We start from the raw sequence: 25,874 nt of genomic DNA on the forward strand, positions 1-25,874 counted from the left end.
TGGCTCAGTACCAGGCCGATGGCTTAAAAACCTACCGCGATTCGCTGGAGTGGGATGACGAAACAGGTGGCCTGCCATCGTTTCTGAACGGTAGCAGTGGGGTCGGGGGATACTTGCCAGCGATGAAAGAGATCAATAATAATAAGAACTTCTGCATGGTAGTTTCGGATACTGCCAATTGGGTAGTCGTGCAAAATGCCGATTCGCCCACTGGACAATGTAGCGTTCAGGCTAGCGCGCTAGCCCCAAATATGGAAGCCCTTACCACTCGGATTGATCTTACTGGGGGAGTAGCAGCCGAGCAGACTGCAACCGTGACAGTCAGCTGGCTGCCACGCAATTCTAGTACCCGAGAAGCTGTCGTGAATACACTAATACTAACCAAAACAAGATGAAGATCCTACGGAAACATCAATCTGGGTTTACCTTTGTGGAGCTGATCTTCGCCATCACGATCATGGGGAGCATGCTAGCTATTGCGATGGTCGTGGTGATCGGCACGCTGCGATTTTATGTATTTTCAAACCAAGTTCGCCAAAATCAAGAAAACGGCCGCAATATCGTGGATACCATGACCCGAGAGCTGAGGTTTGGTGAGCTCGTGATACCCTCAGCTACGGGTTCACCCTCGTCGAGAATCTGTATCATGGATGATACCAACAAGCAGCTTATCGACTACAAGCTATACGGCACTGATCTGCTTCGCACCACCCTTAGCTATAGCCCAGGCTTTTTGAATTGCGACGAGGATACAACTTCTGCCAAACTAACCAAGATTATTACCAGCGGACCTATCAACCTAGATAAGATGAAGGTCAGCAATTTTAGTGTCGTTAGGACCTCCGGGGCAAGGGGTGGAAACGATAAGGCCAGCGCCGTAACTATCGGCCTCTCCTATACCACTGGGCTGCCCGAAACCGATGGCAAATGTGCCACGGGCAATATTTATTGTAGTGGCCTTACCCTAAATACAGCCATAAATCTTCGAGCAGGGACAAAATAGTGGATAATATACAGCCGGCTGTTATAATATAAATATGAAAGATCTTATGCAAAAGGGGTTTAGCCGCAAACAGCCTGGTGTCACATCGCTTTTATTGGTTTTGGCCATAGGCCTAACACTCACGGTGATGATCGCTGGCATATCGGCCCTAAGTATTAGAGAACAGCAGCAAGCTAGCAATACAGAGCTAAGCAATAAGGCTTTGCAGGCAGCTGAATCTGGCATAAAGCTGGCCCTGCAAAAATTAAATGACAACCCCAGCTTTTCGACTCCCGCAAACACCTGCAAGAAGCTTGAAGATCTAGGTATCTCAAATAGTACCAATGTTGGTAGTAATAGCGAGATAACTTGTATCGAAGTAAAAAATGTCTTCACAGGATCATACGAGGGCAAGATAGAGCGCGATAAAGCCACTCAGGTGTTTATTGGCGGCCAGGCTTGCCCGACAGGCCAGAATCTTGATGGCAGTTGCACTGGAGGCGTAGTTGTAGCTAATAAGGGGGCTAATAATTTTCAATTTCGCTGGCACAGCAAGACCCTAGATCAAACCCTTGCCGATTACACCAATGCTGCTACCTACCCAGTGGTCGAAGGCTATAAAAGCGCTGCATCAATAGAAATGACCTTCATATACTGGCCTCGGGCTGGTAATTTTACCCAAGTTAAGTCGGCTACTGTGTTTTTCGTGCCAGGCCAAACCGATTCGGGCTACTCAGCCGCCGCTGGCAGGACTCCTCTAGTAACAGACTGCGCTGCCAATAGCACAAAAAACGGTAATTACAGATGTGGAATAGGTGGGAACCTGGGTATAAATCTCAAAGATACACTCGGCCTACCTTTAGCGGGTGAAAATTATAACTTCGCTATAAGAATCAAGCCTTACTATGCCGACACCCATTTCGAGGCAACTGCCCTTATCGATAGCAGCACTAATACAGTGCCTATTCAGAGTAGCAAAGCCCAGATAGATGTCACCGCTAAAACAAATAATTTGTATCGTCGAGTAAAGGCTGAAAAAGTAATAATTCCTTCAGCAGTCGAAAACATATTCGAATCCACCATTTATTCGGCTTCAACCGGAACTTTGGGCTCTAACGCTGGCATATGCAAGACCATAGTAGTACTTAAAGACAACACTCTTGCGCCCAATCAACCAGCCTGTAATTAGTACCTAGCCTAGCTCGAATCTAATCTTAAAAAAAGCTCTAGTTTTTATGCTCGCGCGAGTGGAATCGCTGGTGTATTTCTTTTAATTGTGGGTCCGTGACATGCGTGTATATCTGGGTAGTGGCAATATTGGCGTGGCCAAGTAGGCTCTGCACACTGCGCAAATCGGCACCATTGCCGAGTAAATCCGTAGCAAAGCTATGGCGTAATGTGTGGGGAGTGACATGCTTGGTGATGCCTGCCCTGCGAGCGTAGCGCTCGACGATTCGCTGGATTGTTCGGGCCGTAAGACGATTTATATTTGTGGCCTCGGGATCGCGCCGGTTAGGGGCTTGTACGAACAGTGCTTCTTGGCCGTCTTTGCGTTCCTGAAGGTAGCTTATAAGCGCTGATTTCGCCGAGCTACTTATGTATACAGGCCGGTCCTTTTGTCCCTTACCTCTGATGCTAAATTCGCCTTTATCTAGATTAATACTATCGATATTTAGGCTAACAAGCTCCGACACCCGCAACCCAGTCGAAAACAGAAGTTCCAGTATTGCTCGGTCTCTAAGGCCAATGATATTATCACTCTTTGTGGCCTCAAAGAGGGCTATGATCTCGTCTTCGGTAAGGAAGCTGACTTGAGGCCGAGCGCTAGAGGCCAGCTCGATTTTTTCGGGGGCGAGGGTCTTGATGTCGCGGCGAGCCAAGTACTTTAGCATTGATCTTAGTGCGATCAAATGGTAGTTTTGGGTAGTTTTGGATAGCTCTCGTCCATCGACTCCTTTATAGCGATTAAGCCATTTTCGCCACTTAGTTATGGTATCGATATCTATCTCTCGGGCCTTAATATCCCCCTTGAATTCGTAGAATCGGTTCAGGTACAGAGAGTAGTTTTCGATAGTCTTAAGGCTACGGCCTTTTTCGATCTCCATATATTCTAAAAATTCTGCTAAGTAATCTGAAAACATAGCCTTAGCGTAAGCCTTATTCGGCCACCAGTCAACCTACTTAAATAGCTTGAGAATATTGCCCTACAGGTGTAAAATAGGCAACTAATGCTAAGATCCATAACCGACATAAAATATTATGATGTAGTGGTGGTGGGGGCTGGCCATGCTGGCTGCGAAGCCGCGATAGCTTCATCAAGGCTAGGAGCCAAGACACTGCTTATATCCACGAGCCTCTCCAAGGTGGCTGCTTTGCCTTGCAACCCCTCGATGGCAAAGGACACCTGGTACGGGAAATAGACGCTCTGGGGGGAGCTATGGGTAAAATAACCGATGCCAGCAGTATTCAAATTAAAGAGCTCAATACCAGTAAGGGCCCTGCCGTACGAGCCTATCGCGCCCAAGTAGATATGGATCTTTATAACCAAAACATGATCAAACAGCTAGCCGAGTGTGATAATCTTGATTTTTTAGAAGACGAGGCTATTGGCATAGAACTAGATGCCAAGCAGGTGGCAGGTGTGTCCACAAAGCACAATGGCGTAGTGCCTACTAGCTCGGCGATAGTTTGTAGTGGGACTTTTCTAAATGGCGAGATATTGGTCGGAGACGATGTGATTCGCAAGGGCGGCAGGATCGATGAAGATTCCTCAATTTGTCTGAGTGATTCTTTGATCTCACTAGGGCTCAAGCGTGCCCGGCTCAAGACCGGCACACCCCCAAGAATAGCCAGGAGTAGCATCGATTATACGAAGCTTACGGTATCTAATGGTACCGATGGCGATGTCAGCTTCTCGCACCCCAACACAAGGCTAATGCCAATGGATCAGCAAGTGCCATGCTGGCTAACCTACACTACCCCCGAGACCCACAAGCTGGTTCTTGATAACCTTAGCGAGTCGCCAGTGTTTTCAGGAAAAATAACTGAGCGTTCGCCACGAAGCTGTCCTAGCCTAGATCGTAAGATATCTAATTTCCCAGATAGACAGCGTCATCCAATATTCATCGAGCCAGTTGGAAGGCTGGATGGTCCATTTGGCGAGTGGATGTACATCCAGGGTGCCTCGTTGGCATTCCCAGAGGCGCTCCAGGAGTCTATAATCCGAACTATTCCGGGCCTCGAGAACGCAGTATTTATAAGATACGGTTATGCCGTAGTATATGATTATTTTTTGCCTCACCAGCTAAAGCTAACTTTAGAAACCAAACTTGTCTCGGGGCTGTATTTAGCAGGCCAGCTAAATGGCACTACAGGCTACGAGGAGGCTGCCGCACAGGGCTTGATGGCAGGCATTAATGCCGCCCAAAAAGTTCAATCCAAGGAGCCTTTCATAATAGATCGCAGCCAGGCCTATATTGGTGTACTTATTGAGGATCTAGTGACCAAGGTTCATGTCGAGCCATACCGCATGTTCACTAGCAGGGCTGAGTACCGTTTGCTGCTTCGCAATGACAATGCCGATCTTAGGCTCAGTGCCAAGGGCCATAGCATTGGCTTGCTTTCAGATAAGCAGATGGCCCGAGTAAATAATAAGCAGCGTGCCATAGATAGCTCTATCGCACTACTAAAAAAGCATAGGGTAGTATTAAATGACAAAACTATTTCGGCCTACAATTATCTTGCCAGGCCCGAAAACACAATTAGCACTCTGGCATCCGAGCTGGGGGTTGAGGTAAGTGGTGGCATAGCCGAGCAGGTGGTTTCGGAGGTGAAGTATAGCGGGTATTTTGAAAAGCAAAAGCGCCAGGCCGAAAAGCTTCGGGATCGCCAAGCCCAAGAGCTCCCGGCGGAGCTCGACTATAGCGTATTACCAGGCCTCCGAAACGAAGCACGAGCCAGGCTTTTGGAGGTGGCACCTGTAAACTTAGCCCAGGCAAGCCAGATACAAGGCGTGACCCCAGCGGACCTGACAATAATACTCATTGCTGCACACAAGCTTAGCAAGACTGCCAGATAGTCTGCTATAATATTGAACATGTTTGACCTAGATAGCTTACTTAGAACAGTCGGATACGCAGGGATATTCGCGATAGTATTTGCCGAATCAGGACTACTGGTAGGGTTCTTTTTGCCAGGTGATAGTCTGCTTTTTACGGCTGGCTTTTTAGCATCTCAAGGATTTTTTGATATCTTCATACTTTGCATCATAACCTTTGTCGCAGCTGTGGTGGGGGACAATGTAGGTTACCTTTTCGGACGCAGAGCAGGACCTAAAGTATTTAAAAAGGAAGATTCCCTAGTGTTTAGCAAATCTAATATTGATAAGTCCACGGCATTTTATGAAAAACACGGCGGTAAGACTATTGTTTTGGCCAGATTTATTCCTGTAGTAAGGACTTTTGCCCCAGTCATCGCAGGCGTAGGTAAAATGGACTATAAAAAGTTCCTGCTTTTTAATGTTTTGGGTGGGTTGATATGGGCTGTTGGTGTAACTGCGCTAGGATATTTCCTAGGCAATATCATTCCTGATGTCGATAAATACCTACTGCCCATAGCCGCACTTATTATATTGGTTTCCATAGCCCCAGCCTTATGGCATCTCTTAAAAGACCAAGAAAAGCGTGCAGAATATCTGAAACGGATCAAGCAGTCTGCTAGCAAAATTAAATCTTCCACTGGCAGGAGATCCAGCAAATGAGTGCTAGTTTGCATAAAATAAGTACTCTACAAAATGGCGCAAAGATCGTAACTCGCACTATGGAGGATACTGAGAGCGTAACGGTGTCGTTTTTTTTGGGCGCAGGGGGCCGCTACGAGAATATGAAGACCGAATATGGCGCGGCGCATTTCCTAGAGCACTTGCTATTTAAAGGTACCACCAAGCGGCCAGAGGCAAGAATTATATCCGAAGAAGTGGATTCGGTGGGCGGCTATATGAACGCCTACACGGCCGAAGATCACACCTGCTATTATATTAAACTCCCCAAAAATTATGTGGGCTTGGCATTTAATATCCTGGCCGATATCATCACGGACCCACTATTTAAGCCCGAAGAGGTGGAGCGTGAGCGAGGAGTTATCCTAGAGGAAATGAATGTTTATAAGGATGATCCAGGCAGGTATGTCTATGATTTGGTAGGAGACTTGCTGTGGCCCAGAGATAACCTTAGAACCAATATTATCGGCACTGCAGATATAATTTCCAAGATGCCCCGGCAGTTGATTATTGATTATTTTAAAAGCTTGTATTGCATGGATAACCTAGTTATTTCCGTTGCGGGCAATGTTAGCCATGCCAAGATATTAGAACTCGCAGAGGACCAGCTAGCCGGCTTTAGTAGCAAAACCAGAAGAGGCTATGAAAAGATAAAGCATGGCCAATCAGAACAGATATCTAGTATTATTCACCAAGATACCAATCAGACTCATATGATCGTAGCTGGCCGAGCACCCCAGATAGACGCCGAGGATGAAGCATCTATGAAGATACTAAGCACATTGCTCGGATCCGGAATGAGCTCGAGGCTATTTTTAAATGTTCGCGAACGGAAGGCTCTGGCATATAGCATTTATATGGGCTACGGTAATTATGTAGATAGTGGCAAATTCGAGATCTACGCGGGGGTTAATAATGACAAGGTAGAGGAGGCTGTCGGTGCAATTGCCGAGGAGCTTATTAAGGTTCGTGCCGATGGTGTTGGAAAGCGAGAGCTAGATAAAGCCAAAGAGCAAGTTAGGGGTAGGATGGTGATGGGCCTAGAAAGCAACTCCTCTGTGGCCGATGCAATGGGTAGCGACCTAATCATTAGCGGTAAGGTCTGGACATTAGCTGAGATGATATCTAAAATAGACGCCGTGAGCACAGATTCCGTACTCAAAGTAGCTAATAAATACTTGCAGCCGGGGGATTTGCACTTTGCAGCTATCGGGCCAATAGAACCCGAAATACTTCAAAACATCGAGCAACTTTTACGGACCAAATAAATATTTTAAGTAAAGGAGGATAAATAATGGAAAAATCTTTAATTTTAGTTAAGCCAGACGGCCTGCAAAGGGGTTTGGTAGGCGAGATAATTTCGCGCTTTGAGCGTAAGGGGCTAAAGATTATTGGCCTAAAGATGCTTAGTATCGAGGATGCCACATTAGAGCAGCACTACGAGCATATTGCCGATAAGCCATTTTTTGCCGATATTAAGGTTTTTATGAAAAGTTCACCACTTGTAGCCATCGCCCTAGAGGGCGGGGAAGGTGCAGTAGCCGCCATTAGAACTCTAGTCGGACCTACTAAAGGGCAAGAGGCTCCAGCAGGCACAATCCGTGGTGACTTCGGGTTGTCTGGCTCGAGCAACCTTGTTCATGCCTCAGACAGCGTAGAGACCGGCCGGACAGAGGTAGATAGGTTTTTTGGTAGCGATGAGCTGTTTGAATACACCAAGACTGATTTACAGCATGTCTATGGCAAGTAATTAGCTTAAAAAAATTTGCAAGTTTTAACCCCGTCCAATATTGCAGACGGGGTTAAATTCTGAGATTTTTTCTCAGTTATGGGGTGTTGATAGTGCGCTGATCGTGAAGATTGATCACAAAATTGTCTTCTGTGAACACAAAATCTTTCCACGGCGAGTGCTCATTGGGGCGCTTAGCGCCTTTCTTTCGGTTGGGTATGCTGTACCTACTCTTCCTCTTCGCGACATGCCCCTGCTTCTTGCGGCGTGATTTCCTCTTTCGAGGAGGCCTCACCTTTTTTGGCATTCCTACTACTGACAAATCCGTTACTCTCCCCCTGTAGACAAGCTGTCGATACGACAGCAACCTTGAATTAAGGTTGCTATACATTATCACAGCCTAATGGGGTAGTGCAAGCCTAGGCGCCAGGCTAGATTCCCTCCGCTAGCCAGCGGACTAGCCGAACCCTGTGTTCGATCCCAGGCAAACTAACAAAGCCTACAAGCCATGAAGGCTAATAGACTTTGGTACCCTGGGAGGGAAGGCGGCTAAAGCCTTTTTCGTTAAGTGCTCGCTAAATAATCAAACAAGTTTGTTATTTGTCTGCGCGCTTTACTGCACCGAACCCTGGGTTCTTTCTCATTGTACCAATATCATTTGCTATCTGCGACAGCCAATAATATTGGTACCCTGGGAGGGAATCGAACCCCCGACGCTCTCCTTAGGACGGAGACGCTCTATCCACTGAGCTACCAGGGCATGTTTATATTATAACCCATCTTCTATAAGATTGACAAAATACAGCATAAGTTGTGTAGTTCTAGTTCTTAGCCCGCACCCTGCGAGCTCCGGACCCTGGAAGGGTAAATATGGAATGCCAAGCCTGTGCACTTACGAATGGACGGGGGCAGCGCTTATTAATTGCCCCAACTGCGATGCAACCATTGGGGAGACCCCAGAGTTGCCTGCATCCGCTCAAACTCAAACTCAAACTCAAACTGCCGCTGAACCCGCAGAGGAAACCCCAATAATGTACTTTTTCGAGCTAAAAGATAAATTAACGGTAAATGCCATTGTTTATCATGCTAAAGCAGTATCATCTGCCGACGCAAAGGGAGCTTTACGGAATTTCTACATACAAACAGGGGTTACAAAATATTCTATTCATTGCAACGAAAAGACTATGACAGAAGAAGAAGTCCGAAAAAGACCAGGATATTCAGGATATTTAGTCTGGCAGGGGAGTGGTGACGATAAAATAGTCGTTATGCGGAAGTGATTCGTTTGACCATAGACCCTTCCCGATCACAAAGGAGTGATTGGGGAGGGTCTTTCTATTATTGCTAAAATTAAGTTACAATAAAACTTATGCAAGAACACAAACGAGACAGAGTTAAAAAAAGGATCGCCATAACGGGCGACGAAGAAGATGTCGTAGCTGTCACAAGGCAGTTTCCGATAGTGTTGCGCCTGCCACTAATTTTAGGGATGTTGGTGGTGCTTATAGGCTTCGTACCTTGGGTATTTGCATTCGGGCTCAGCACTAGCTGGCTTGGCCTCAGTTACGCATGGATGGGTGTCTGCGCGGCAATTCTCTTTGCTTATTGGCTACGAGCCTGGGTGGGTTGGCACTATAGTATATATGTTCTGACCAACCAACGATTATTGGTAGTAAAGCAAAACGGTTTCTTCACCAGAGAAGTAGCCGACTTAGCACTTCATAATATTCAAAATGTTAATTATTCTATCAAGGGGTTCCAGGGATCGCTGTTTGGTTTTGGCAGCCTGAGTATTGATACGCTATCGGGGGCCGGTGGCCTAGAGCTAAGGTATGTCCACAAGCCAGCCAAGCTACAAAAGCAAATTATGAACGAAGTACATAAGTACGGACCTGCCAATACCAAGGAGCAGGTGACAAAAAGCCCATAGCCGTGTAACATATTAACTATTAACAGAAAGGTTTTAAATCGTGCCTAAAGACCCAGACATCAAATCCAACTCCAAGACACCCGCCAAAGCCGCAACCGTAGCTAACAACAAACAAAAAGCTGGCGCCAAATCGGCACCCGAAAGTAAGCTCAAGGCTTCTGCCAAGCCATCTGCGAAGCAGCTTAGCTTTAAGGATAAGCTCAGTAAGATAGGCGTTAAAAAGGGGCCCAGTAAGAAGACTATTACGGCTGTTGGCGTAGGTTCACTGGTAGCACTAGTGCTGACAATAGCAGTATTTGGTGTAATGATATACAAATACAAGTCCGCCAATAGAGCGGTTAAGATAGCCAGTAAAGTGATACCATACCCTGTGGCAAGTGTTAATGGGAATTATATTTTCAACACCGCTAGCTACAACGAGTACCTATTTGAGCTGGCTTCAATCCAAAAGTTCTATCAATCTCAGGGTCAAGATTTAACAACTGAGGAAGGCAAGGTAAAGTTAGCCCAACTAAAGAACGATATAATAACCCAGCTAGAGGACAATGAGATCATAAACCAGCAAGCTGCTAAGTATGGAATTAAGGTAAGTAGCAAGGAGGTTCAGGAGCAATTTGATACTTTGGTAAAGGAGGCCGGCGGAATAGAGAAGGTAAAGACAACACTGGACAAGCTTTATGGCTGGACAGTGGAGGACTTTAAGGCAAAAATTAATCAAAGTATTATCCAAAAGAAGCTAGCCGAAAAAATACTTGCTGATGATAAGCTCAACGATACTGCAAAATCTCAAGCAGAGGATCTTAAGAAGCAGATCGATGCAGGCGCTGATTTTGCCGAACTTGCCAAGAAATTCTCGGGTGATGAAGGCAGCGCCAGCAATAATGGGGATCTCGGCCTAATCATTAAGGGCCAAACCGTACCAGAGTTCGAAGCTGCGGCCTATGCTTTAGAGCCAGGGCAGGTAAGCGCGGTAATTAAAACTCAATTCGGATACCATATTATAAAAGTTACTGGCAAAGAGGGAGATCAAGTCAGGGCTAGCCACATTCTCATAAAAGGCGTAGATATCCAGACCTGGCTGAGAGACCAACGCGCCAAAAGTCAGATCCGACAGTACTTCTACCCGTAGATATATAAGCTATGACTAAAGCCAAAAAGCCCTTCCTCGATAGCTACAGAAAGTTTGCCCTAATACTAGTAATACTAAGCGTGATTGGGCTGATGGCTTCATTCATATTAACAGTCGAGAAAATAAACCTACTAAAATATCCTTCCAGCCCGCTTAGCTGCAATCTTAACCCCATAGTAAGCTGCGGCTCTGTTATTGAGTCGGGCCAAGCAGAAGCCTTTGGATTTACGAACTCTCTAATCGGGCTTGCTGGATTCAGCGTTATAATAACCATCTGCGTAGGCATGCTGGCTGGCGCCAAGTACAAGAAGTGGTTCTGGCTGGGGCTGCAAGCCGGCACGATACTAGGTGTTATTTTTGCACATTGGCTGTTCTACCAGAGTGTATATGTCATACAAGCACTTTGTCCTTTCTGCATAGTTGTCTGGGCGGTTGTTATTGGGCTTTTTGTATATACCACCTGCTTTAATTTTGCTGAGGGTAATATTAAAACCCCTAAGCAACTATCTTCTGCTATCAAGTGGCTCACTCACAATGCATGGTTTATCGTGGCTTTATGGTATTTAGCAATAATCGTAGCTATCCTGACAAATTTCTGGTACTACTGGAAGACACTGTTTTAGGGGTTTAAGGAAATTAGATCATAGAAAAAGCCTCAATCAGTAGGGTTGAGGCTTTTTCTATGGCGGGCCCGACCGGATTTGAACCGGCGATCTCCTCCGTGACAGGGAGGCGTGATAACCACTTCACTACGGGCCCGTATTCGGTTAAAACTAATTTGAACCTGATTATTCTACCAAATAAACGCAAATATTTCAATCTGTAGCCGGCTAGGTATCCCACTTATCCTTGACATAAAAGCTTATGTTTGCTATTATATACGCTTATCTGGTAGGTGGAGGCCAATCAGAGATTGCCATCATTCCTTTTAGGATCGGTGGTGAGTTTAACTGTTTAACTAAAACAAATAAAAAAACAAAAGGAGCTAAAATGTATTCGAGTACTCAAATGTTAACATATTATCAAGTATCAAGACCACGAAAAATAAAAGTGAGGGTGGTCAAGGCGCATGCCCATGTGCCTTATTTGGGTTCTGGAAATGTCATAGACACCCGTAAATTACAGAAAAAGATTAGCTTTGGCGCTACATTCTTCGCTAGCTCGCATGATACCCAGCTAACTGAGTACGATAAATGGCAAAAGCTGAATCGTAAGCTTAGAAAACTGCTTATCTAGGGCTTACTTCGGCTGCCAGTATCAGCCGATCATATCTTATAATCCCCAAAAAGTGTGCTACAATTATGGCGCACTTTTTGTTTTAGAAAAAATAAAACTCACCACCCTAAAATATAGTGAAGGTGGGGCAGCGAACATAGATTCGGGCCCAAAAGAGGCTGTTTGATAAGCGGGTATAGTACAGCGGTAGTATGCGACCTTCCCAAGGTTGAGACACGGGTTCGACTCCCGTTACCCGCTCCAAGCCGATGTAGCTCAGCTGGCAGAGCAGTGCTTTCGTAAAGCAAAGGTCAGCGGTTCGACCCCGCTCATCGGCTCCAGTACTTTATCCCAATGTTCTTATTTCTGGTATAATTAACCTTAGATATTATGGAAAAATCCCCAAAACAATCTACAGCTATCGCTAACCAATCTATCTATAAGGATGGCTGGTTTTTGAGCCTATGTGCGCTCACTTTCGGAGTGGTTTTTTTTAGTGTCATTTTCGCCTTGATAAATATCAAGCAGACCCAAATCCAGATTCCGGTGAGGTTCTCTAGCCTAACTAATTTTGATCAGTTGGGGAATTGGTATCAACTATACGAAATCCCTATCATCGCAGCCATGATAGCAGCGGCGAATTTCGCCCTTGCCAATTTGCTACATAGGCGCAATAGATTAATAAGTGTATTTTTAATGATGCAGGCTCTGATGTGCTCAGTTCTAGCACTGGCCATACTCATGGGCTTTACGGTGGTCAATTATGGCACAACTTAGGCTATCTAAAAATCCGAATCAGATACCACTTGGAATCTCTGATAAGAGATGGTTTTTTAGGCTCTGGGAGATAATACCAGGCCTTACAAGCTGGTCGGTTCTGATAATACCAGTAGTGCTTAGCTTGGTCTACCCAATAGCCGTGGCTTACTTTATCATTGCTTTTGATCTTTTGTGGCTGCTTAAATCCATGCGCATGAGTGTTGGTCTGATCCAAGGCTACCAGGCTCTTAAGCGAGCCGAAAAAATAGATTGGCCCGCCAGGCTTAATCAGCTTATGGATATAGACTCTTCCTTGCGCAAAGCCGAATCGAGCCTGGCTAAGCTTTCTCGTCCGGGATTATTCGGCTTGATTCGTATTAGTAGCAGTAGATCTAAGTACCAAAAAGCAGTGTCGGAAGTATCTAGGCTGAGCAGGGTTTCTGAGCAAAAGTCTACGCTGATAATGCCGAGCGAAATATATCATGTAATAATAACCGCTGTTTATAATGAATCGCTGGATGTATTAAGACCTTCGCTAGAAGCTATCCTGAAGTCCGAATATGATCCTAAAAAGGTAATATTTGTGCTCGCTTATGAAGAGCGTGGAGGCGATCAGACAGCCCAGAATGCCAAACTATTAGAATCTGAATACTCTGCCAAATTCGACGGCTATCTGAGTATTTGCCATCCAGATGGGCTCAGCGGCGAGATGAAGGGCAAAGGCGCTAATATCAGCTTCGCGGGTAAGATATTGAAGACCTACCTGGAGGAGAGAAAAATCGATCCTCTTAATGTAATTGTCACCACCCTAGATAGTGACCATCGGCCTGATCCTAAATATTTACCCTACCTGGCATACGAATATTGTATAAATCCTAATCGTACTCACTTTAGTTTTCAGCCCATGGCCATGTTTTTCAACAATATCTGGGACGCTCCAGCACCGATGCGCGTTATCGCCACGGGAAATTCTTTTTGGCTAATGATGGAGAGTGTTAGGCATTATAGGTTGCGCAACTTTGCTGCGCACGCCCAGAGTATGAAAACTTTGATAGACACAGATTTTTGGTCGGTTACTTCTATAGTGGAAGACGGTCATCAGTACTGGCGGACTTTCTTTGCCTACGATGGAGACCACCTAGTGGAGCCACTCTATATACCCATTTACCAGGATGCCGTGCTAGCTCATAACTACCGAAAAACATTCCTAAACCAGTATAAGCAGCTTCGCAGATGGGCTTATGGAGCCAGCGATATTCCCTTTGTTGTCACAAACAACATTAGGAACAAGCATATACCCTTTGTGAATAAATGGCTGCAGTTCTACAGATTATTTGAAGGACATATCAGCTGGGCCACAGCAGCCTTAATACTAACCTTCGCAGCCTGGATACCTCTTGTACTCAATTCAGAATTTAATCGCCAAGTATTAGCACATCAACTACCGGTGGTAGCCTCCAGGATACTGACAATCGCTCTACTGGGACAGTTTATTACCATCCTACTTAGCCTGTTAATGCTCCCGCCTCGTCCTAGCCACTATAAGAAATCTAAGTTTATATTTATGATCGCGCAATGGTTCTTGGTCCCGATAACATCGATATTTTTTGGATCCGCCGCTGCCCTGGATGCCCAAACCAGACTGATGCTTGGGCGCTATCCTAAGGCCTTTGATGTAACAGACAAGGCTGTTAAGAAATGATATTCGCAATCGGCCTAGTACTGTCCTTTCTGATTTCCGCCTTATTGGTTCCAGAGGTAAGGAAACTGGCCATCATGATTGGGGCCGTCGATAACCCCAAGGAGGCTAGTCGCAAGATACATAAAAAAGTAATGGCCAGAGGAGGAGGGGTAGCTATCTATATATCCTTCGTGGTTGTGTGTCTAATGCTACTAGGTACTTTCCCCAAGCAGTTCATTGGGCTCTTAGTAGCTGGGAGTATGGTTTTAGCCATAGGTCTGGTAGATGATGTTCGTAGGCTCAGCCCTTGGGTCAAGCTTTTAGTTCAGTTGCTGGCAGCGCTAATTGCCAGTATCGGCTTTGGGATTACAATCGATAACATCACAAACCCGTTTGGCAACACCTTGGTTTTTGTAGAACCTACCGTCTCCATGGCTTTATGGGGGGTATCCATTAGCTTTAATTGGATCGCCGTAGCATTATCGGTGCTATGGTTGGTGGGTATGACAAACACAATTAATTTTTTAGATGGTATCGACGGGCTTTCTGGTGGTGTATCGGCTATAGCAGCCGGTATTATATTCTTGTTAGCCATGACCGATAAGGTCAACCAGCCAGCCACAGCTCTAGTTTCGATTATACTGGCAGGGGGGTGTCTGGGATTCTTAGTATACAATTTTTATCCAGCTAAGATATTTAATGGCGACTCGGGGGCTTACTTCCTAGGTATGACACTGGGTATCCTGGCCATATTTTCTGGCGCCAAATTAGCCACAGCCGCACTGGTTTTGGGTTTGCCGATTCTGGACGCCACCTGGTCGGTGCTAAGGCGCCTTGCTCATCGTAAATCCCCATTTACTGCCGACAGAGGCCATCTGCACTACTTGTTTCTTGACGCTGGGTTTAGCCAGCGCCAAGCAGTCATGACTATATATGTTCTTTGTCTAGCCTTCGGACTTATCGGAATAGTCGGGTCTTCGCAACAGAAGATATTAGGCATTATATTATTATTTATTGTGATGGCAGCCTTGCTTGTGGGGCTGGCATACCTGAAACGAATCAGGAGCCAGAAATAATCACCTATATATTGTGCCAGCATCGATTGACCACTTATTCCAGATATGGTATTATCGTTCTCAAGAGGGAATACATTAAAACGTGAAAAGTAAAAATCTACAGGATTTAATCAAGAACTTGCAAGTTTTTTACAAGTGTCCTTCCTGTGGCTCTAGCTACATACATGACGATATTGCCTTTTTAGGTAGGGTTGAAGGCCACTGTTTTATGCAGCTGACCTGCCATGATTGCTCTTTACCCGTACTTGCTACAGTGTTCCTGCAGTCAGAGCTAGAGCAAGCAACCAAAAAGTATTCGTCTCGACTAGGTCGTAAAGCAGATCTTGGCTATAAGGAACGATCAAAGTTTATAGACAGAGGAGCTATTAGCTCCCTAGAGATCGCAGATTTTCATCTACGCTTAACACAGCCCTTAAAAAACTATAAAATTAAATAACAAGGATAATATGGAAACAATTGTTATATCAGCAACTATACGCGATGTATTCGGCAAAAAGCTAGCTAATACCCGCAAAAACGGCCAAATACCCGGTGTAGTTTACGGCAATAAAAAAGATAATAAATCTGTGCTATTAGACGCTAAGTCGTTTTCAAAGGCTTTTACTGAGGCCGGCCATAGTACTATTGTAGAACTTAAGCTCGGCGATGATGCTAGCGAAAATGTTCTTATTCACGATATTTCCCTAGACCCTATCACAAGCAACATCACGCATGTTGATTTTTATAGAGTAAACATGAATAAGCTTATACGGACAGAAATCCCATTACACTTCATGGGCGAATCGGCAGCCGTATTCCAGCTGGAGGGGACACTATTTAAGAACATCGAAGAAGTTGAGGTAGAAACTCTCCCAGCTACTTTGCCCCCGCATATCAATGTAGATATATCTGTATTAGACGATTTCGATAAATCTATCCATGTTTCTGATCTGAAATTCGATGAGGGCGTACAGGTCCTAACTGAATCCAGCCAGCTTATTTGTAAGGTCGAGCCACCTCGTAGTGAAGAAGAAATGGCTGCCCTGGATGAAGAAATAGGAGATGCTATCCCAGAAGGCGCAGAGGACGCTGAGTCAGCTGACGCAGACTCCAAAGATGCCGAAAAGGGAGAAGAAAGTGATGCTAAGCCCGAGGGCGAAGCCAAAGATAAGACTAAAGAGTAAAGACTCACGCTTTTTACCACCAAAAGAGGCCTTCGGGCCTCTTTTTAGTTTAGTTTATATGGATTTTATGAGGCTATTCAGCTGACGCTGGTTTTGAGGCGAACTGTGTTCTGCTAGGTACCTCATGTACGCCGACAGGCTGATTGGTTTTATAGTATTGAGTACAATTTTAAGCAGAGCCGAATCGTCGATTATAGTTGTGCGATTCGAAACAATTTTTAGTTCAATAGTATCGAGCATGGAATCGATATCTATTTCGGCGAGTTCTTCATCGCTAAATGCGTTGATCAGGCTTCTGAGCAGTATTGATTTCCGGTAGAGCGTTGTTTTATTTTTTGCGGCTTGTCTTACACTTAGCCAGCCCATATCTGGCTTCTCATAAGTAGTAATCGCACAATGGCAGGTCATACACTCCTTGCGTCTCCAGGTTTGAGCACCGCTCTTAGTAGGGCGAGTGTTGGTTGTCTTAAGGCTTTTCGAGCCACAAATAGGGCAATTCATGTATATATATTGACATACCTCAGTATAAAATAATAGTGGAAAACTATTTTAGGCTGTGGATTTATCCATTTTCCCCTAGTTCACCTAGCCAGTTTTGTTCGTATTATGTTTGCTTTTACTCTGATAAAACTGTACTATACAAATATGAAAGCTGAGCAATTTATTACTATAAAACCCGGGCAGTATAGTGTTTTATATGTAGATATGAATTCATTCTTTGCATCTGTTGAGCAGTTCTATAACCCAGCACTTCGGCGTAGACCAGTAGCAGTTTCTACTTCTCCTGTGGGGGGTAGTATTATCGCCGCTTCTATAGAGGCCAAGCTTTATGGCATAAAAACTGGTACTAGAGTGGGGCAGGCTATCGCTATGTGCCCACAATTAGTAGTGGTAGGCGATAGACCCGAGCTCTACAGGACGGCGCATCGGCAGATAATGAAAATACTTCATAGCACCGTTTGCCATGTTCAGGCCAAGAGTATAGATGAAGCCTACCTGAAGGTACCAAGCTATATGCAGAGTCGAGATCAGGTAATCGAGCTAGTGGAGTCTATAAAAGCCAGCCTACATAGCATCTATGGTAGCTCTGTGTTGTGCTCTGTCGGTGTATCCCATAATGTATGGCTTGCAAAGATGGCGGGGAACAGCCAGAAGCCTAATGGCTTGGTGTTTGTGTCTAGCGACGACTTGGCCAGCTTTTATGGAGGCCTAGTCCTGACTGACTTTACCGGAATAAGCACAGCTATGGCAAAAAGGTTATACCAAATAGGGATAGAGACGCCGCTCCAGCTCTATAGCGCTAGCTGGAGGCTACTTAATTCTAAATTAGGCGTCAATGGAGGTAAATGGTACCTAAGAATGCGAGGCTTCGAGGTGGACATCAGAGCTGATAGGCCAAATAAATCTATCGGACACCAGGTTACGACTGCACCAAGCCTAGCGGGTACTGTTGGAGAAATAACAACATATATCAATAAAATGTCTACTACTCTTGGTTCGAGGCTTAGGAGCAAGTCCCTGGCAGCTAGTGGCCTAGTACTATATATCAGATTTGATAACGGCGAATGGTGGGCGAGTAGCTTCAAAAAGACTTCAATGTTCAGATCTAACTCTGAAATATTAGCATTACTAAAAATGTTGTTAGAAAAACTAACTTTTATGCCATCCCCAGCAAGTAGGATAGGGGTCACGCTGCTTAATTTAGCCGCAGATAGGCAGATTACAATGGCTATAGCAGGATATGATGGCAAGAATTTATCATTGTCGATAGCTATGGATGAAATCAACCGCAGGTATGGCCCTAATACTATAATGCCCCTAAGGAGCCATTCGGCCAGCCATATAAGGCTAGATAGAGTTGGCTTCGCAGGCGACATAATCAGAGAGCAGCCTAGCCTCAAAGCTGCTGATAACTACATATAGTGTATATTATACAACAATAGCTGCTTGAGTATATTTAAAATTGAAAAAGACGGTTATATGCGTTAAAATCAAGTTATTGTGGGTCCTTAGCTCAGTTGGCTAGAGCGCTTCCTTGACGTGGAAGAGGTCAGAGGTTCGAGTCCCCTAGGACCCACCAGTATTTATAAGGAGGGTTATGAAGAAAATTACAAAAGCGATTATACCGGCCGCTGGCTTAGGTACCAGATTCCTGCCTCAGACCAAGGCTATGCCTAAGGAGATGCTACCAATAGTCGATAAGCCTATTATTCAGTATGTGGTCGAGGAGGCCGTATCGGCTGGGATAACGGATATAATCATTGTTACTGGCATGCATAAGCGTTCGCTAGAAGATCATTTTGACCATAATTCGGAATTAGAAGATAGATTGCGCGAAACAGGGAAGCAGGATATGGCGGAAAAAATCCATCAGATAGGCGATATGGCTAACTTTGTGTATGTTCGCCAAAAAGGCATATATGGTAATGGCACTCCAATACTCAATGCCTCCCGCCTCATAGGGGATGAGCCATTTTTAGTGCTTTGGGCAGATGATTTCGTAGTGGGAGAGGTATCGAGGGCTAAGCAGCTTGTGGACGCCTATGAAAGACTCCAAAAGCCAGTGATTAGTCTGGTAGAGGTGCCTGAGCAAGATGTTAGTAAATACGGAATAGTCGAAGTGGAGTCGGCAATAGACAGCAAAATACTTAAATTAAAAAACATTGTAGAAAAACCAACAGTTGAGCAGGCTCCCAGTAACCTAGCATCTGTTGGGGGGTATATATTGACGCCAGATATCTTGACCTATCTAGATCGTCAAAAGCCAGATAGTAGTGGCGAGATATATCTATCATCGGCGCTTCAGGAATACGCTCAGAATAATGAGCTATATGGCCTAAAGATAGACGGGAACTGGCACGATACGGGTAATAAAGAGAAATACCTAGAGGCAATTATGGATGTTGCGTTAGCCGATCCTAAGCTTGCTGGTGTTATATATAGTTATATTGAAAAGTACAGAGGGAAATCAAATGGATAATAGGCACAGTGAGCTAGTGTTCGCCATTTCCAAAGTGTCGGAAGGCAATATGAGCTATCGATGGGGTGATAAGGCTGAGGTTAGGCAATCAAGAGAACGGTTTTGTAATAAAATGGGAATAACTATTGATGATGTTTCGTCTGTATCTCTTGAGCATGGCAGCAAAATAGTTAGGATTGATGAAGGCAATGCTGGCTTGGGCATGGACCAAGAAAACGCCAGCCACTTTGAAGCTGATGGTTTGATAACTTTGTCATCTGGTATTGGCTTAATGCTAGTTGTGGCAGATTGTATTCCTGCAGTCTTTTATGAGCCTAAAAATCACCTTTTGGTCCTGGTTCACGCCGGCAGAATGGGGGTTGAATTAAACATTGCAAAACAAGCCATAATTGAAATGAAGAAGCTAGGGAATATTGATATTGAAGATATTATGGTCTTAGCCGGGCCTGCAATATCTGCTAAATCTTATGTTTTTGATTCACCTCAAGGGGTTGATATGGATTTCTGGGCAGATGACTTCGTGATTGGTGATGACGGCAAGTATCATATGGATATAAAGTCTAAATTCGAGTCTCAATTATTAGCAGCTGGGGTTGCCACACAAAATATTGATATTAGCCCCATAGATACCTACACAAATACCAATTATTTTTCTCATAGAAGGAGCACCGCAATAAACGAAAAGGAGGGTAGGTTCGCGGCGCTAGCCTATATCAAGCCCTAAAAACTTGAAAAAAGGGTATTATTAAGCTAATATATTCAGTATAAATAGAGCGTTTGAGCTTAAGCCTAACCATCTTTTGCAAGTTCCGAAGCCTGGGCGTACAGGGCAAAAAAGAGATCCACCAGGATAAGCCAAGTGGAACCTTCCGACAGAGTCGGAACTTGGCATAGACGGGTGGTTTTTGTTTAAAAGAAAGGTAAAAATGGAAATTTCAGAACAATCTCATAAGATAAGACACAGCTTGGCGCATATAATGGCCTCGGCCGTCCAAAAGATTAAGCCAGAAGCTAGCTTTGGTGTGGGTCCGGCAATCGATAACGGCTTTTACTATGATTTCTTGGTGGATGAAAACTTTACAGAAGCCGAGCTTAAGTCAATCGAAAAGGAAATGCGTTCGATTATTAATAAAAATATCCCTTTTGAACAAGAAAATTGGCCTATTGATAAGGCTATCGAGTATTTTGATTCCAAGAATCAGAAGTTTAAGGTTGAATTGCTTAATGATCTTAAGACCAAAGGAACAACAGCAGTTGCTGATGCCGGCGATGATGATTTAGCCAAAGGCTCTGAAGGAGAAATTAAAGAGGTCAGTATCTATAGAACTGGTGATTTTATGGATTTATGTCGCGGTCCTCATGTAGATAACACTTCCGAAATTCAAGCTGATAGCTTTAAGTTGAATCGAACCAGCGGTGTTTACTGGAGAGGCAAAGAAGAAAACCCTCAGATGCAGCGTGTGTATGGCTTGGCTTTTGAGACCAAAGAAAAACTTAGTGACTACCTGCAGATGCTAGTCGAAGCTGAAAAGCGTGATCATCGCAAGCTTGGCCAGGAGCTAGATTTGTTTGTGTTCTCAGATATGGTTGGCCCTGGACTTCCAATGTACACGCCTCGCGGCACAGTAATAATGAATCAGCTCAAAGAAGCCTTGAATGAAATTGGCAGAGACAACGATATGGAGTCGGTTAGTACGCCCCATTTGGCAAAACTCGACCTCTATAAGACCTCTGGCCATGCAGACAAATTTGAAGATGAATTATTTAGGGTTCAAAGTCACTACAAGCAAGAATTTATTCTAAAACCCGTAAACTGTCCTCATCACACCCAAATATATTCTTCTAGGCCTAGGAGCTATAAGGATTTGCCAATTCGCTACATCGAGCAGACCATGCAATATCGTGATGAGAAGCCCGGACAAATAGGCGGCCTGCAAAGAACCAGAGGCTTTACAGTAGACGATGGCCACACTTTCTGTACTGTAGATCAAATTCAAAAAGAAGCAGACTTGATTGCAGAGGTTATCGAGAAGTTTTATCAAAATCTCGGCTTGTGGGGGGATCACTGGGTGTCGCTCTCGGTAAGAGACCCTAAAACTCCAGAAGCTTATATAGGCGACCCAGATGATTGGCAGCTGGCCGAAGAAATGCTGCAGAAGGTTTCTGATGATAGGGGCCTTGGCGCCAAGCGAATGGAAGGCGAGGCGGCACTTTATGGTCCAAAGCTAGATTTTATGTTCAAAGACGCCTTGGGTAGAGAAACCCAGCTGGCTACCATACAACTAGATTTTGCCATGCCAAAGAGATTTGAGCTGACCTATACAGATAAGGATGGCTCAGATAAAAGTCCTGTTATGATACACCGAGCTATACTTGGATCATTTGATAGCACCTGAGCAAGTTCGTGTCATTCCAGTGTCTGATAAGTTTGGTGAATATGCCAAGAGTGTCCATGAGAAGCTTCATAAGGTAGGCGTCAGGGTAAAACTGGATGATGATTCAGAATCATTGGCAAAACGCATTAGAAACGCCGAAAAGCTTAAGGTACCTGTGATTATGGTAGTCGGCGAGAAGGAGCAAGAATCTGATTCGGTCTCAATTCGCAGGCATGGCAAAGGGGATTTGGGCTCAAGCAGCCTTGAACAGGCAATCTCTATGATTGAAGACGAGATTTCAAATCGGAAATTGTAGATGCAACAGGCTAAGATTTTAGTAATTGTCGGCCCAACAGCTTCAGGCAAAACATCGCTTGCCATAGATTTGGCAAAGAGGTTCAACGGAGAGATAATTTGCGCAGACTCCAGGACAATCTATAGCGGTATGGACATTGGAACTGCCAAACCTTCAAAGTTGGATCAAAAACTTATAAAGCATTACATGCTGGGCATAGTTGAGCCGAACCAATCCTTCAGTGTTGTAAAATATAAACAGCAAGCTCTCGAAGCAATCAGCCAAATTAAGCGCAATAGTAAGCTTCCTATAATCGTGGGTGGCAGTGGAATGTATATAGATTCGTTGCTCTTTGATTACCAGTTTAGGGGGCATAAATTGGGCAAAAACATAGATGGACTATCGATTGAAGCTAAAAAAGCCCAGGCCAAGATTTTATATCCCAATGACTATAATAATATCCAAGGAAACAATGTCCGCAGGCTCGATCAGCTACTAATGTATGGCCCAGCGGGAGAGGAAGACAGAGAAAGCCTTAAGCTTGACTGTTTGATAGTTGGGCTATCCCCTAAAGAGCTTATGCTAAAGCATAATATTGAACTTAGAGCGAGCCAGATGTTGAACAATAACTTTGTTCACGAGGTGGAGTTTCTGAGAGCCAAGTATGGCCCTGATGCCCCCGGGCTTAGCTCTACGGGCTATCGGCAAGTGAGCATGATGCTTGATGGAGAGTTGCAGGAAAGCGAGCTACTAGCCTCTATCATTAAAGCCTCTAACAAACTGGCCAAAAAGCAGTTCACCTGGTTCAGGCGTAATAAGCATATAAACTGGTTTGATTCGGGTGATAAGTCAGAGCTGTTAATAGCAGAATATCTTAATTAGATTTGATACAATGTATATTATGCGTAGTTTAATTGCTATATTAGCTGCTAAAGCAGCTCTAAAGGTGAATCGGCTGACTGGAACCGGAGGGTCTTCATTACCTGGCATGATAGCCAAGAGGCTGGATAAAGATATTCTCCGCAAGCTGGTCATCAATAACTTCCCCAAGGGAATAATAGTGATAACTGGCACCAACGGCAAGACAACCACAGCTAGTATGGTAGCAAATGTACTCGAAGAAAGCGGCATTAGTTTTATTCATAATAGGTCGGGTTCTAATATGGAGAGGGGTCTGATTTCGACGATAGTGGAGTCCTCTGGGCTTGATGGCAAAATTCTGGCCGATGTGGGCTTATTCGAGGTCGATGAGGCTTATATGCCGAAAGTGTGCAGGGCAATTCGGCCAGACTGGGTTGTAGTTACAAACCTTTTCAGGGATCAGCTAGATAGATACGGGGAGCTAGACAAAATAGCCAGGAACTTTCGCAACCTTTTTGAAGAACTCCCAGATACAAAGCTGGTTTTAAACGCCGATGATCCGCTGGTAGCTAGCCTTGGCTATAAGCATGATGGTAGGTCAAAAGCTGAATATTTTGGCATCGGCGACTATATTGGCCCAAAACTATCACACGATAGAACCGCAGATAGTATATTTGACCCTTTCACTCAAGAGAAGCTGCATTACACTCAAAAATACTTTGGCCATATTGGGCGCTACAGAGGAAAGCCAGGCGAATTCACCCGACCTAAGCCTGAGTATTCGGCAAACAGTGTAAAGCAAATTGGCATTGATTCAGTTGAATTTGTTGTAAATAAGTCTACAGATTATGTAAAACTAAGTATACCGGGGCTTTTTAATGTCTATAACGCGATTGCTGCATTTGCTCTAAGTAAGGTTGCTTTTAACCTAGAGGATAGAGAGCTAGTTAGGGCTATAAGTGGCTCACTTGCGGCTTTTGGGCGTTCCGAGAAGCTTTCTTATGAGGGTCGCGATATTTTAATGCTGTTAATTAAGAACCCAACTGGCCTCAACCAAGTAATCCAAACTTACTTACTAAACGAATCGGATCGCTTGCTGGTATTTGTTATTAATGATAACTACGCCGATGGCCGAGATGTTAGTTGGCTCTGGGACGCAGCAATCGAGGACCTGGCGACCTACAAAGGAAAGATTATGGTCTCTGGTTCAAGAGCCAGGGATATGGCCTTGAGGCTTAAGTACGCTGGCCTGGAGGATATTATGGTAGTAGATGATAGCTCAAAACTCCTAGAGCAGATCAAGCTTAATTCCTCCAAGCGAAGTAAGGTGTTTATCCTACCTACATATACCGCCATGTTGGCAATAAGAAGCTCTATAGTATCGGAAGATGAAAAAGCAAAGGAGTTTTGGCAATGAAGGCGATCAAAATAGTCCATCTTTATTCTGAGAGAATGAGTATTTATGGCGATTATGGAAATATAATCGCACTCAGCCAAAGGATGAATTGGCGCGGCATTAACAATACTACAATTCAGGTGGAGGTAGGTCAGCCTCTGCCCAAAGACTTTGATATATTATTTATAGGTGGTGGCCAGGATAAGGGACAGGTGATAGTGGCAGAGGATTTAGCTAGTAAATCTGAAGAAATTCATAATTTTGTAGAGTCTGGCGGCCCCTTACTGGCCGTTTGTGGGGGGTATCAGCTCCTTGGTGAGTACTTTATAAGCAATGATTATGGGGAGATAAAAGGGATTGGAATTTTCAACATTATATCAAGAGCTACAACTGAGAGAATGATCGGGAATATTGTTGTAAAGTCCGATAAGTTCGGTCAACTAATCGGCTTCGAAAATCACAGCGGGGCTACAGAGTTCGTAGGCAGAGCTCACCCCCTTGGGGAGGTAAGAAAGGGCTTTGGCAACAATCACAGCGACAAGCTCGAGGGGGCAATTTATAAAAACGCCATAGGTACTTATATGCACGGGTCCTTTTTGCCTAAAAACCCCATGGTCTGCGACTGGCTGATACAAAAAGCCCTCTTGCGGGCTAATCGACCTACTGGACTAGAGGAAATAAATGATGACATTGAATTATTGGCACGCAAAAAAGCTTCAAAGCGGCCTCAATAAATATGCTTGAATGTTATAGATTTATTATGCTTTTACTCGTATAATAGTTTTAGTTAACCTGAAAAATACAGGTAGAATACAGTATTTTTCAGACTAGGAGTGTTGATATGTTTGAACAATTGTTTGGATCGAAGACGCGAGTAAAGCTTTTGAGTTTGTTTTATAACAACCCCGATCGCCCTTTCTATGTCAGAGAAATAACCCGCAAGATAGATGAACAGATAAACTCTGTTCGTCGGGAGCTCCAAAATCTTCTTAATATCGGTATTGTAAGATCCGTAAGCCAGAGCAATAGGCTCTATTATGAAATAAATGCCAAATATAAGTTCCATAAGGAGCTAGAATCAATATTCCAAAGGATTCCAGCTAAAACAAAAGACATAAAGCAGACTAAGGAGGAGGATCAAGTACTAAAAGCCCTCCAAAAATCTGGAAATGTCCGTATGGCCTTTTTGACCGGCGCATTCGTAAGGGGTAGTAATCAGCAAATTGATATCTTTATCGTAGGCGACATGAATAAGTCACAGCTAGCCAGAGTGGTAGGGGATATGGAAAAAGAAATGAACAGAGAACTCAATTATGCTGCTATGACCGTAGAGGACTTCGATTATCGTAGGAACCTTAACGATCGATTCCTAAATGACATCCTGGACGAAAATAAGATAGTATTAGCCGATAGAATCAGCGTATTCACTAAAGATCCAGAGGTCCAAGAGACAGATTCTGACGAAACTACCAAGCTTGAAGTTAAGCCTAAGGTGTAAGCCCCTAAATATCGAGACTCGGTACTAT

Annotated in this window: 28 protein-coding genes, 5 tRNA genes and 1 pseudogene; 29 read left to right on the plus strand and 5 right to left on the minus strand. The window is 44.4% G+C overall.

The window, feature by feature from the left end; translation table 11 throughout:
- From NT111_00260 to NT111_00270, 3 genes are all read left to right on the plus strand, one after another.
- Positions 1-395: hypothetical protein (locus NT111_00260; protein ID MCX6804451.1), on the plus strand; the 395-nt coding region annotated here is incomplete at its 5' end.
- Positions 392-1,003, plus strand: coding sequence for a prepilin-type N-terminal cleavage/methylation domain-containing protein (locus NT111_00265; protein MCX6804452.1), 612 nt, complete (start codon positions 392-394; stop codon positions 1,001-1,003). The genes NT111_00260 and NT111_00265, both read left to right, overlap by 4 nt.
- 34 nt (positions 1,004-1,037) lie before the next feature.
- Complete coding sequence (locus tag NT111_00270; GenBank protein MCX6804453.1) at positions 1,038-2,171, plus strand: hypothetical protein; 1,134 nt, start codon at positions 1,038-1,040, stop codon at positions 2,169-2,171.
- A gap of 37 nt (positions 2,172-2,208) precedes the next feature.
- Here NT111_00270 and NT111_00275 read toward each other — a convergent pair whose 3' ends face one another.
- Entirely contained in the window at positions 2,209-3,123 is a 915-nt protein-coding gene (locus NT111_00275; GenBank protein ID MCX6804454.1) for a tyrosine-type recombinase/integrase, read from the minus strand.
- 87 nt (positions 3,124-3,210) lie between these two features.
- Between NT111_00275 and mnmG the strand changes: the two are divergent.
- The 4 genes and pseudogenes from mnmG (at position 3,211) to ndk (ending at position 7,509) form a co-directional block, all read left to right on the plus strand.
- Positions 3,211-5,060 (plus strand): annotated as a pseudogene (gene mnmG / locus NT111_00280) (tRNA uridine-5-carboxymethylaminomethyl(34) synthesis enzyme MnmG).
- 18 nt (positions 5,061-5,078) lie between these two features.
- The gene (locus NT111_00285) at positions 5,079-5,741 is read left to right on the plus strand and encodes a VTT domain-containing protein (GenBank protein MCX6804455.1); all 663 of its coding nucleotides are present in this window, start codon (positions 5,079-5,081) and stop codon (positions 5,739-5,741) included.
- Positions 5,738-7,027 (plus strand): pitrilysin family protein, encoded by a 1,290-nt coding sequence (locus NT111_00290; GenBank protein ID MCX6804456.1) that lies wholly within the window; start codon positions 5,738-5,740, stop codon positions 7,025-7,027. Before NT111_00285 ends, NT111_00290 begins: the two co-directional genes overlap by 4 nt.
- Positions 7,028-7,053: 26 nt before the next feature.
- A complete protein-coding gene (ndk, locus tag NT111_00295; protein ID MCX6804457.1) occupies positions 7,054-7,509 on the plus strand; it encodes a nucleoside-diphosphate kinase in 456 nt (151 codons plus the stop codon).
- A gap of 76 nt (positions 7,510-7,585) precedes the next feature.
- On the opposite strand, the gene NT111_00300 is transcribed toward ndk, so the two are convergent.
- Positions 7,586-7,795 carry a hypothetical protein gene (locus NT111_00300; GenBank protein ID MCX6804458.1) on the minus strand — a complete coding sequence of 70 codons (210 nt, stop codon included), beginning with the start codon at positions 7,793-7,795 and terminating at the stop codon, positions 7,586-7,588.
- Positions 7,796-8,172: 377 nt separating this feature from the next.
- Positions 8,173-8,248, minus strand: a tRNA-Arg gene (locus tag NT111_00305).
- A 31-nt stretch (positions 8,249-8,279) separates the two neighbouring features.
- On the opposite strand from NT111_00305, the gene NT111_00310 reads away from it, so the two are divergent.
- The 4 genes from NT111_00310 (at position 8,280) to NT111_00325 (ending at position 11,170) form a co-directional block, all read left to right on the plus strand.
- Positions 8,280-8,768: a hypothetical protein gene (locus tag NT111_00310; GenBank protein MCX6804459.1), complete on the plus strand. Its 489-nt coding sequence runs from the start codon at positions 8,280-8,282 to the stop codon at positions 8,766-8,768.
- Between the two features lie 89 nt (positions 8,769-8,857).
- Entirely contained in the window at positions 8,858-9,418 is a 561-nt protein-coding gene (locus NT111_00315; protein MCX6804460.1) for a PH domain-containing protein, read from the plus strand.
- 40 nt (positions 9,419-9,458) lie between these two features.
- Positions 9,459-10,547 carry a peptidylprolyl isomerase gene (locus NT111_00320; protein MCX6804461.1) on the plus strand — a complete coding sequence of 363 codons (1,089 nt, stop codon included), beginning with the start codon at positions 9,459-9,461 and terminating at the stop codon, positions 10,545-10,547.
- An 11-nt stretch (positions 10,548-10,558) separates the two neighbouring features.
- Positions 10,559-11,170 (plus strand): vitamin K epoxide reductase family protein, encoded by a 612-nt coding sequence (locus NT111_00325; GenBank protein ID MCX6804462.1) that lies wholly within the window; start codon positions 10,559-10,561, stop codon positions 11,168-11,170.
- A gap of 60 nt (positions 11,171-11,230) precedes the next feature.
- Here the strand turns inward: NT111_00325 and NT111_00330 are convergent.
- Positions 11,231-11,306: transfer RNA gene (locus NT111_00330), tRNA-Asp, on the minus strand.
- A gap of 105 nt (positions 11,307-11,411) precedes the next feature.
- Between NT111_00330 and NT111_00335 the strand changes: the two genes are divergently transcribed.
- The 8 genes from NT111_00335 (at position 11,412) to NT111_00370 (ending at position 16,441) form a co-directional block, all read left to right on the plus strand.
- A complete protein-coding gene (locus NT111_00335) occupies positions 11,412-11,783 on the plus strand; it encodes a hypothetical protein (protein MCX6804463.1) in 372 nt (123 codons plus the stop codon).
- Between the two features lie 169 nt (positions 11,784-11,952).
- Positions 11,953-12,026 (plus strand) — tRNA-Gly (locus tag NT111_00340).
- Between the two features lies 1 nt (position 12,027).
- Positions 12,028-12,103 (plus strand) — tRNA-Thr (locus NT111_00345).
- A 49-nt stretch (positions 12,104-12,152) separates the two neighbouring features.
- Positions 12,153-12,539, plus strand: a complete 387-nt coding sequence (locus NT111_00350) for a hypothetical protein (GenBank protein MCX6804464.1) — start codon at positions 12,153-12,155, stop codon at positions 12,537-12,539.
- Positions 12,526-14,223: a glycosyltransferase family 2 protein gene (locus NT111_00355; GenBank protein MCX6804465.1), complete on the plus strand. Its 1,698-nt coding sequence runs from the start codon at positions 12,526-12,528 to the stop codon at positions 14,221-14,223. Before NT111_00350 ends, NT111_00355 begins: the two co-directional genes overlap by 14 nt.
- Positions 14,220-15,278 (plus strand): MraY family glycosyltransferase, encoded by a 1,059-nt coding sequence (locus NT111_00360; GenBank protein ID MCX6804466.1) that lies wholly within the window; start codon positions 14,220-14,222, stop codon positions 15,276-15,278. Before NT111_00355 ends, NT111_00360 begins: the two co-directional genes overlap by 4 nt.
- A gap of 82 nt (positions 15,279-15,360) precedes the next feature.
- Positions 15,361-15,714 (plus strand): hypothetical protein, encoded by a 354-nt coding sequence (locus NT111_00365; protein MCX6804467.1) that lies wholly within the window; start codon positions 15,361-15,363, stop codon positions 15,712-15,714.
- Positions 15,715-15,724: 10 nt separating this feature from the next.
- On the plus strand, positions 15,725-16,441 hold the full coding sequence (locus NT111_00370; protein ID MCX6804468.1) for a 50S ribosomal protein L25: 717 nt from the start codon (positions 15,725-15,727) through the stop codon (positions 16,439-16,441).
- 54 nt (positions 16,442-16,495) lie between these two features.
- On the opposite strand, the gene NT111_00375 is transcribed toward NT111_00370, so the two are convergent.
- Entirely contained in the window at positions 16,496-16,849 is a 354-nt protein-coding gene (locus tag NT111_00375; GenBank protein MCX6804469.1) for a hypothetical protein, read from the minus strand.
- A 237-nt stretch (positions 16,850-17,086) separates the two neighbouring features.
- Between NT111_00375 and NT111_00380 the strand changes: the two genes are divergently transcribed.
- The 10 genes from NT111_00380 to NT111_00425 all read left to right on the plus strand — a co-directional run bounded on the left by NT111_00380 (position 17,087) and on the right by NT111_00425 (position 25,846).
- Positions 17,087-18,364 carry a hypothetical protein gene (locus tag NT111_00380; protein ID MCX6804470.1) on the plus strand — a complete coding sequence of 426 codons (1,278 nt, stop codon included), beginning with the start codon at positions 17,087-17,089 and terminating at the stop codon, positions 18,362-18,364.
- A gap of 80 nt (positions 18,365-18,444) precedes the next feature.
- Positions 18,445-18,521: transfer RNA gene (locus NT111_00385), tRNA-Val, on the plus strand.
- Between the two features lie 18 nt (positions 18,522-18,539).
- On the plus strand, positions 18,540-19,421 hold the full coding sequence (locus NT111_00390) for a UTP--glucose-1-phosphate uridylyltransferase (protein MCX6804471.1): 882 nt from the start codon (positions 18,540-18,542) through the stop codon (positions 19,419-19,421).
- Positions 19,414-20,145, plus strand: coding sequence for a polyphenol oxidase family protein (locus tag NT111_00395; GenBank protein MCX6804472.1), 732 nt, complete (start codon positions 19,414-19,416; stop codon positions 20,143-20,145). Before NT111_00390 ends, NT111_00395 begins: the two co-directional genes overlap by 8 nt.
- Positions 20,146-20,347: 202 nt before the next feature.
- On the plus strand, positions 20,348-21,817 hold the full coding sequence (gene thrS, locus NT111_00400; protein ID MCX6804473.1) for a threonine--tRNA ligase: 1,470 nt from the start codon (positions 20,348-20,350) through the stop codon (positions 21,815-21,817).
- 19 nt (positions 21,818-21,836) lie between these two features.
- Positions 21,837-22,112 carry a His/Gly/Thr/Pro-type tRNA ligase C-terminal domain-containing protein gene (locus tag NT111_00405; GenBank protein MCX6804474.1) on the plus strand — a complete coding sequence of 92 codons (276 nt, stop codon included), beginning with the start codon at positions 21,837-21,839 and terminating at the stop codon, positions 22,110-22,112.
- Positions 22,113-22,973 (plus strand): tRNA (adenosine(37)-N6)-dimethylallyltransferase MiaA, encoded by an 861-nt coding sequence (miaA, locus tag NT111_00410; GenBank protein MCX6804475.1) that lies wholly within the window; start codon positions 22,113-22,115, stop codon positions 22,971-22,973. It begins immediately after the preceding gene.
- 19 nt (positions 22,974-22,992) lie between these two features.
- Positions 22,993-24,369 (plus strand): MurT ligase domain-containing protein, encoded by a 1,377-nt coding sequence (locus NT111_00415; GenBank protein MCX6804476.1) that lies wholly within the window; start codon positions 22,993-22,995, stop codon positions 24,367-24,369.
- Positions 24,366-25,082 carry a glutamine amidotransferase gene (locus NT111_00420; protein ID MCX6804477.1) on the plus strand — a complete coding sequence of 239 codons (717 nt, stop codon included), beginning with the start codon at positions 24,366-24,368 and terminating at the stop codon, positions 25,080-25,082. The genes NT111_00415 and NT111_00420 overlap by 4 nt, the downstream gene beginning before the upstream one ends.
- 107 nt (positions 25,083-25,189) lie before the next feature.
- The gene (locus NT111_00425; GenBank protein ID MCX6804478.1) at positions 25,190-25,846 is read left to right on the plus strand and encodes a winged helix-turn-helix domain-containing protein; all 657 of its coding nucleotides are present in this window, start codon (positions 25,190-25,192) and stop codon (positions 25,844-25,846) included.
- Positions 25,847-25,874: the final 28 nt, after the last annotated feature.

The organism is Patescibacteria group bacterium (genome assembly GCA_026397045.1).
GTDB lineage: Bacteria > Patescibacteriota > Saccharimonadia > CAILAD01 > BJGX01 > JAPLVO01.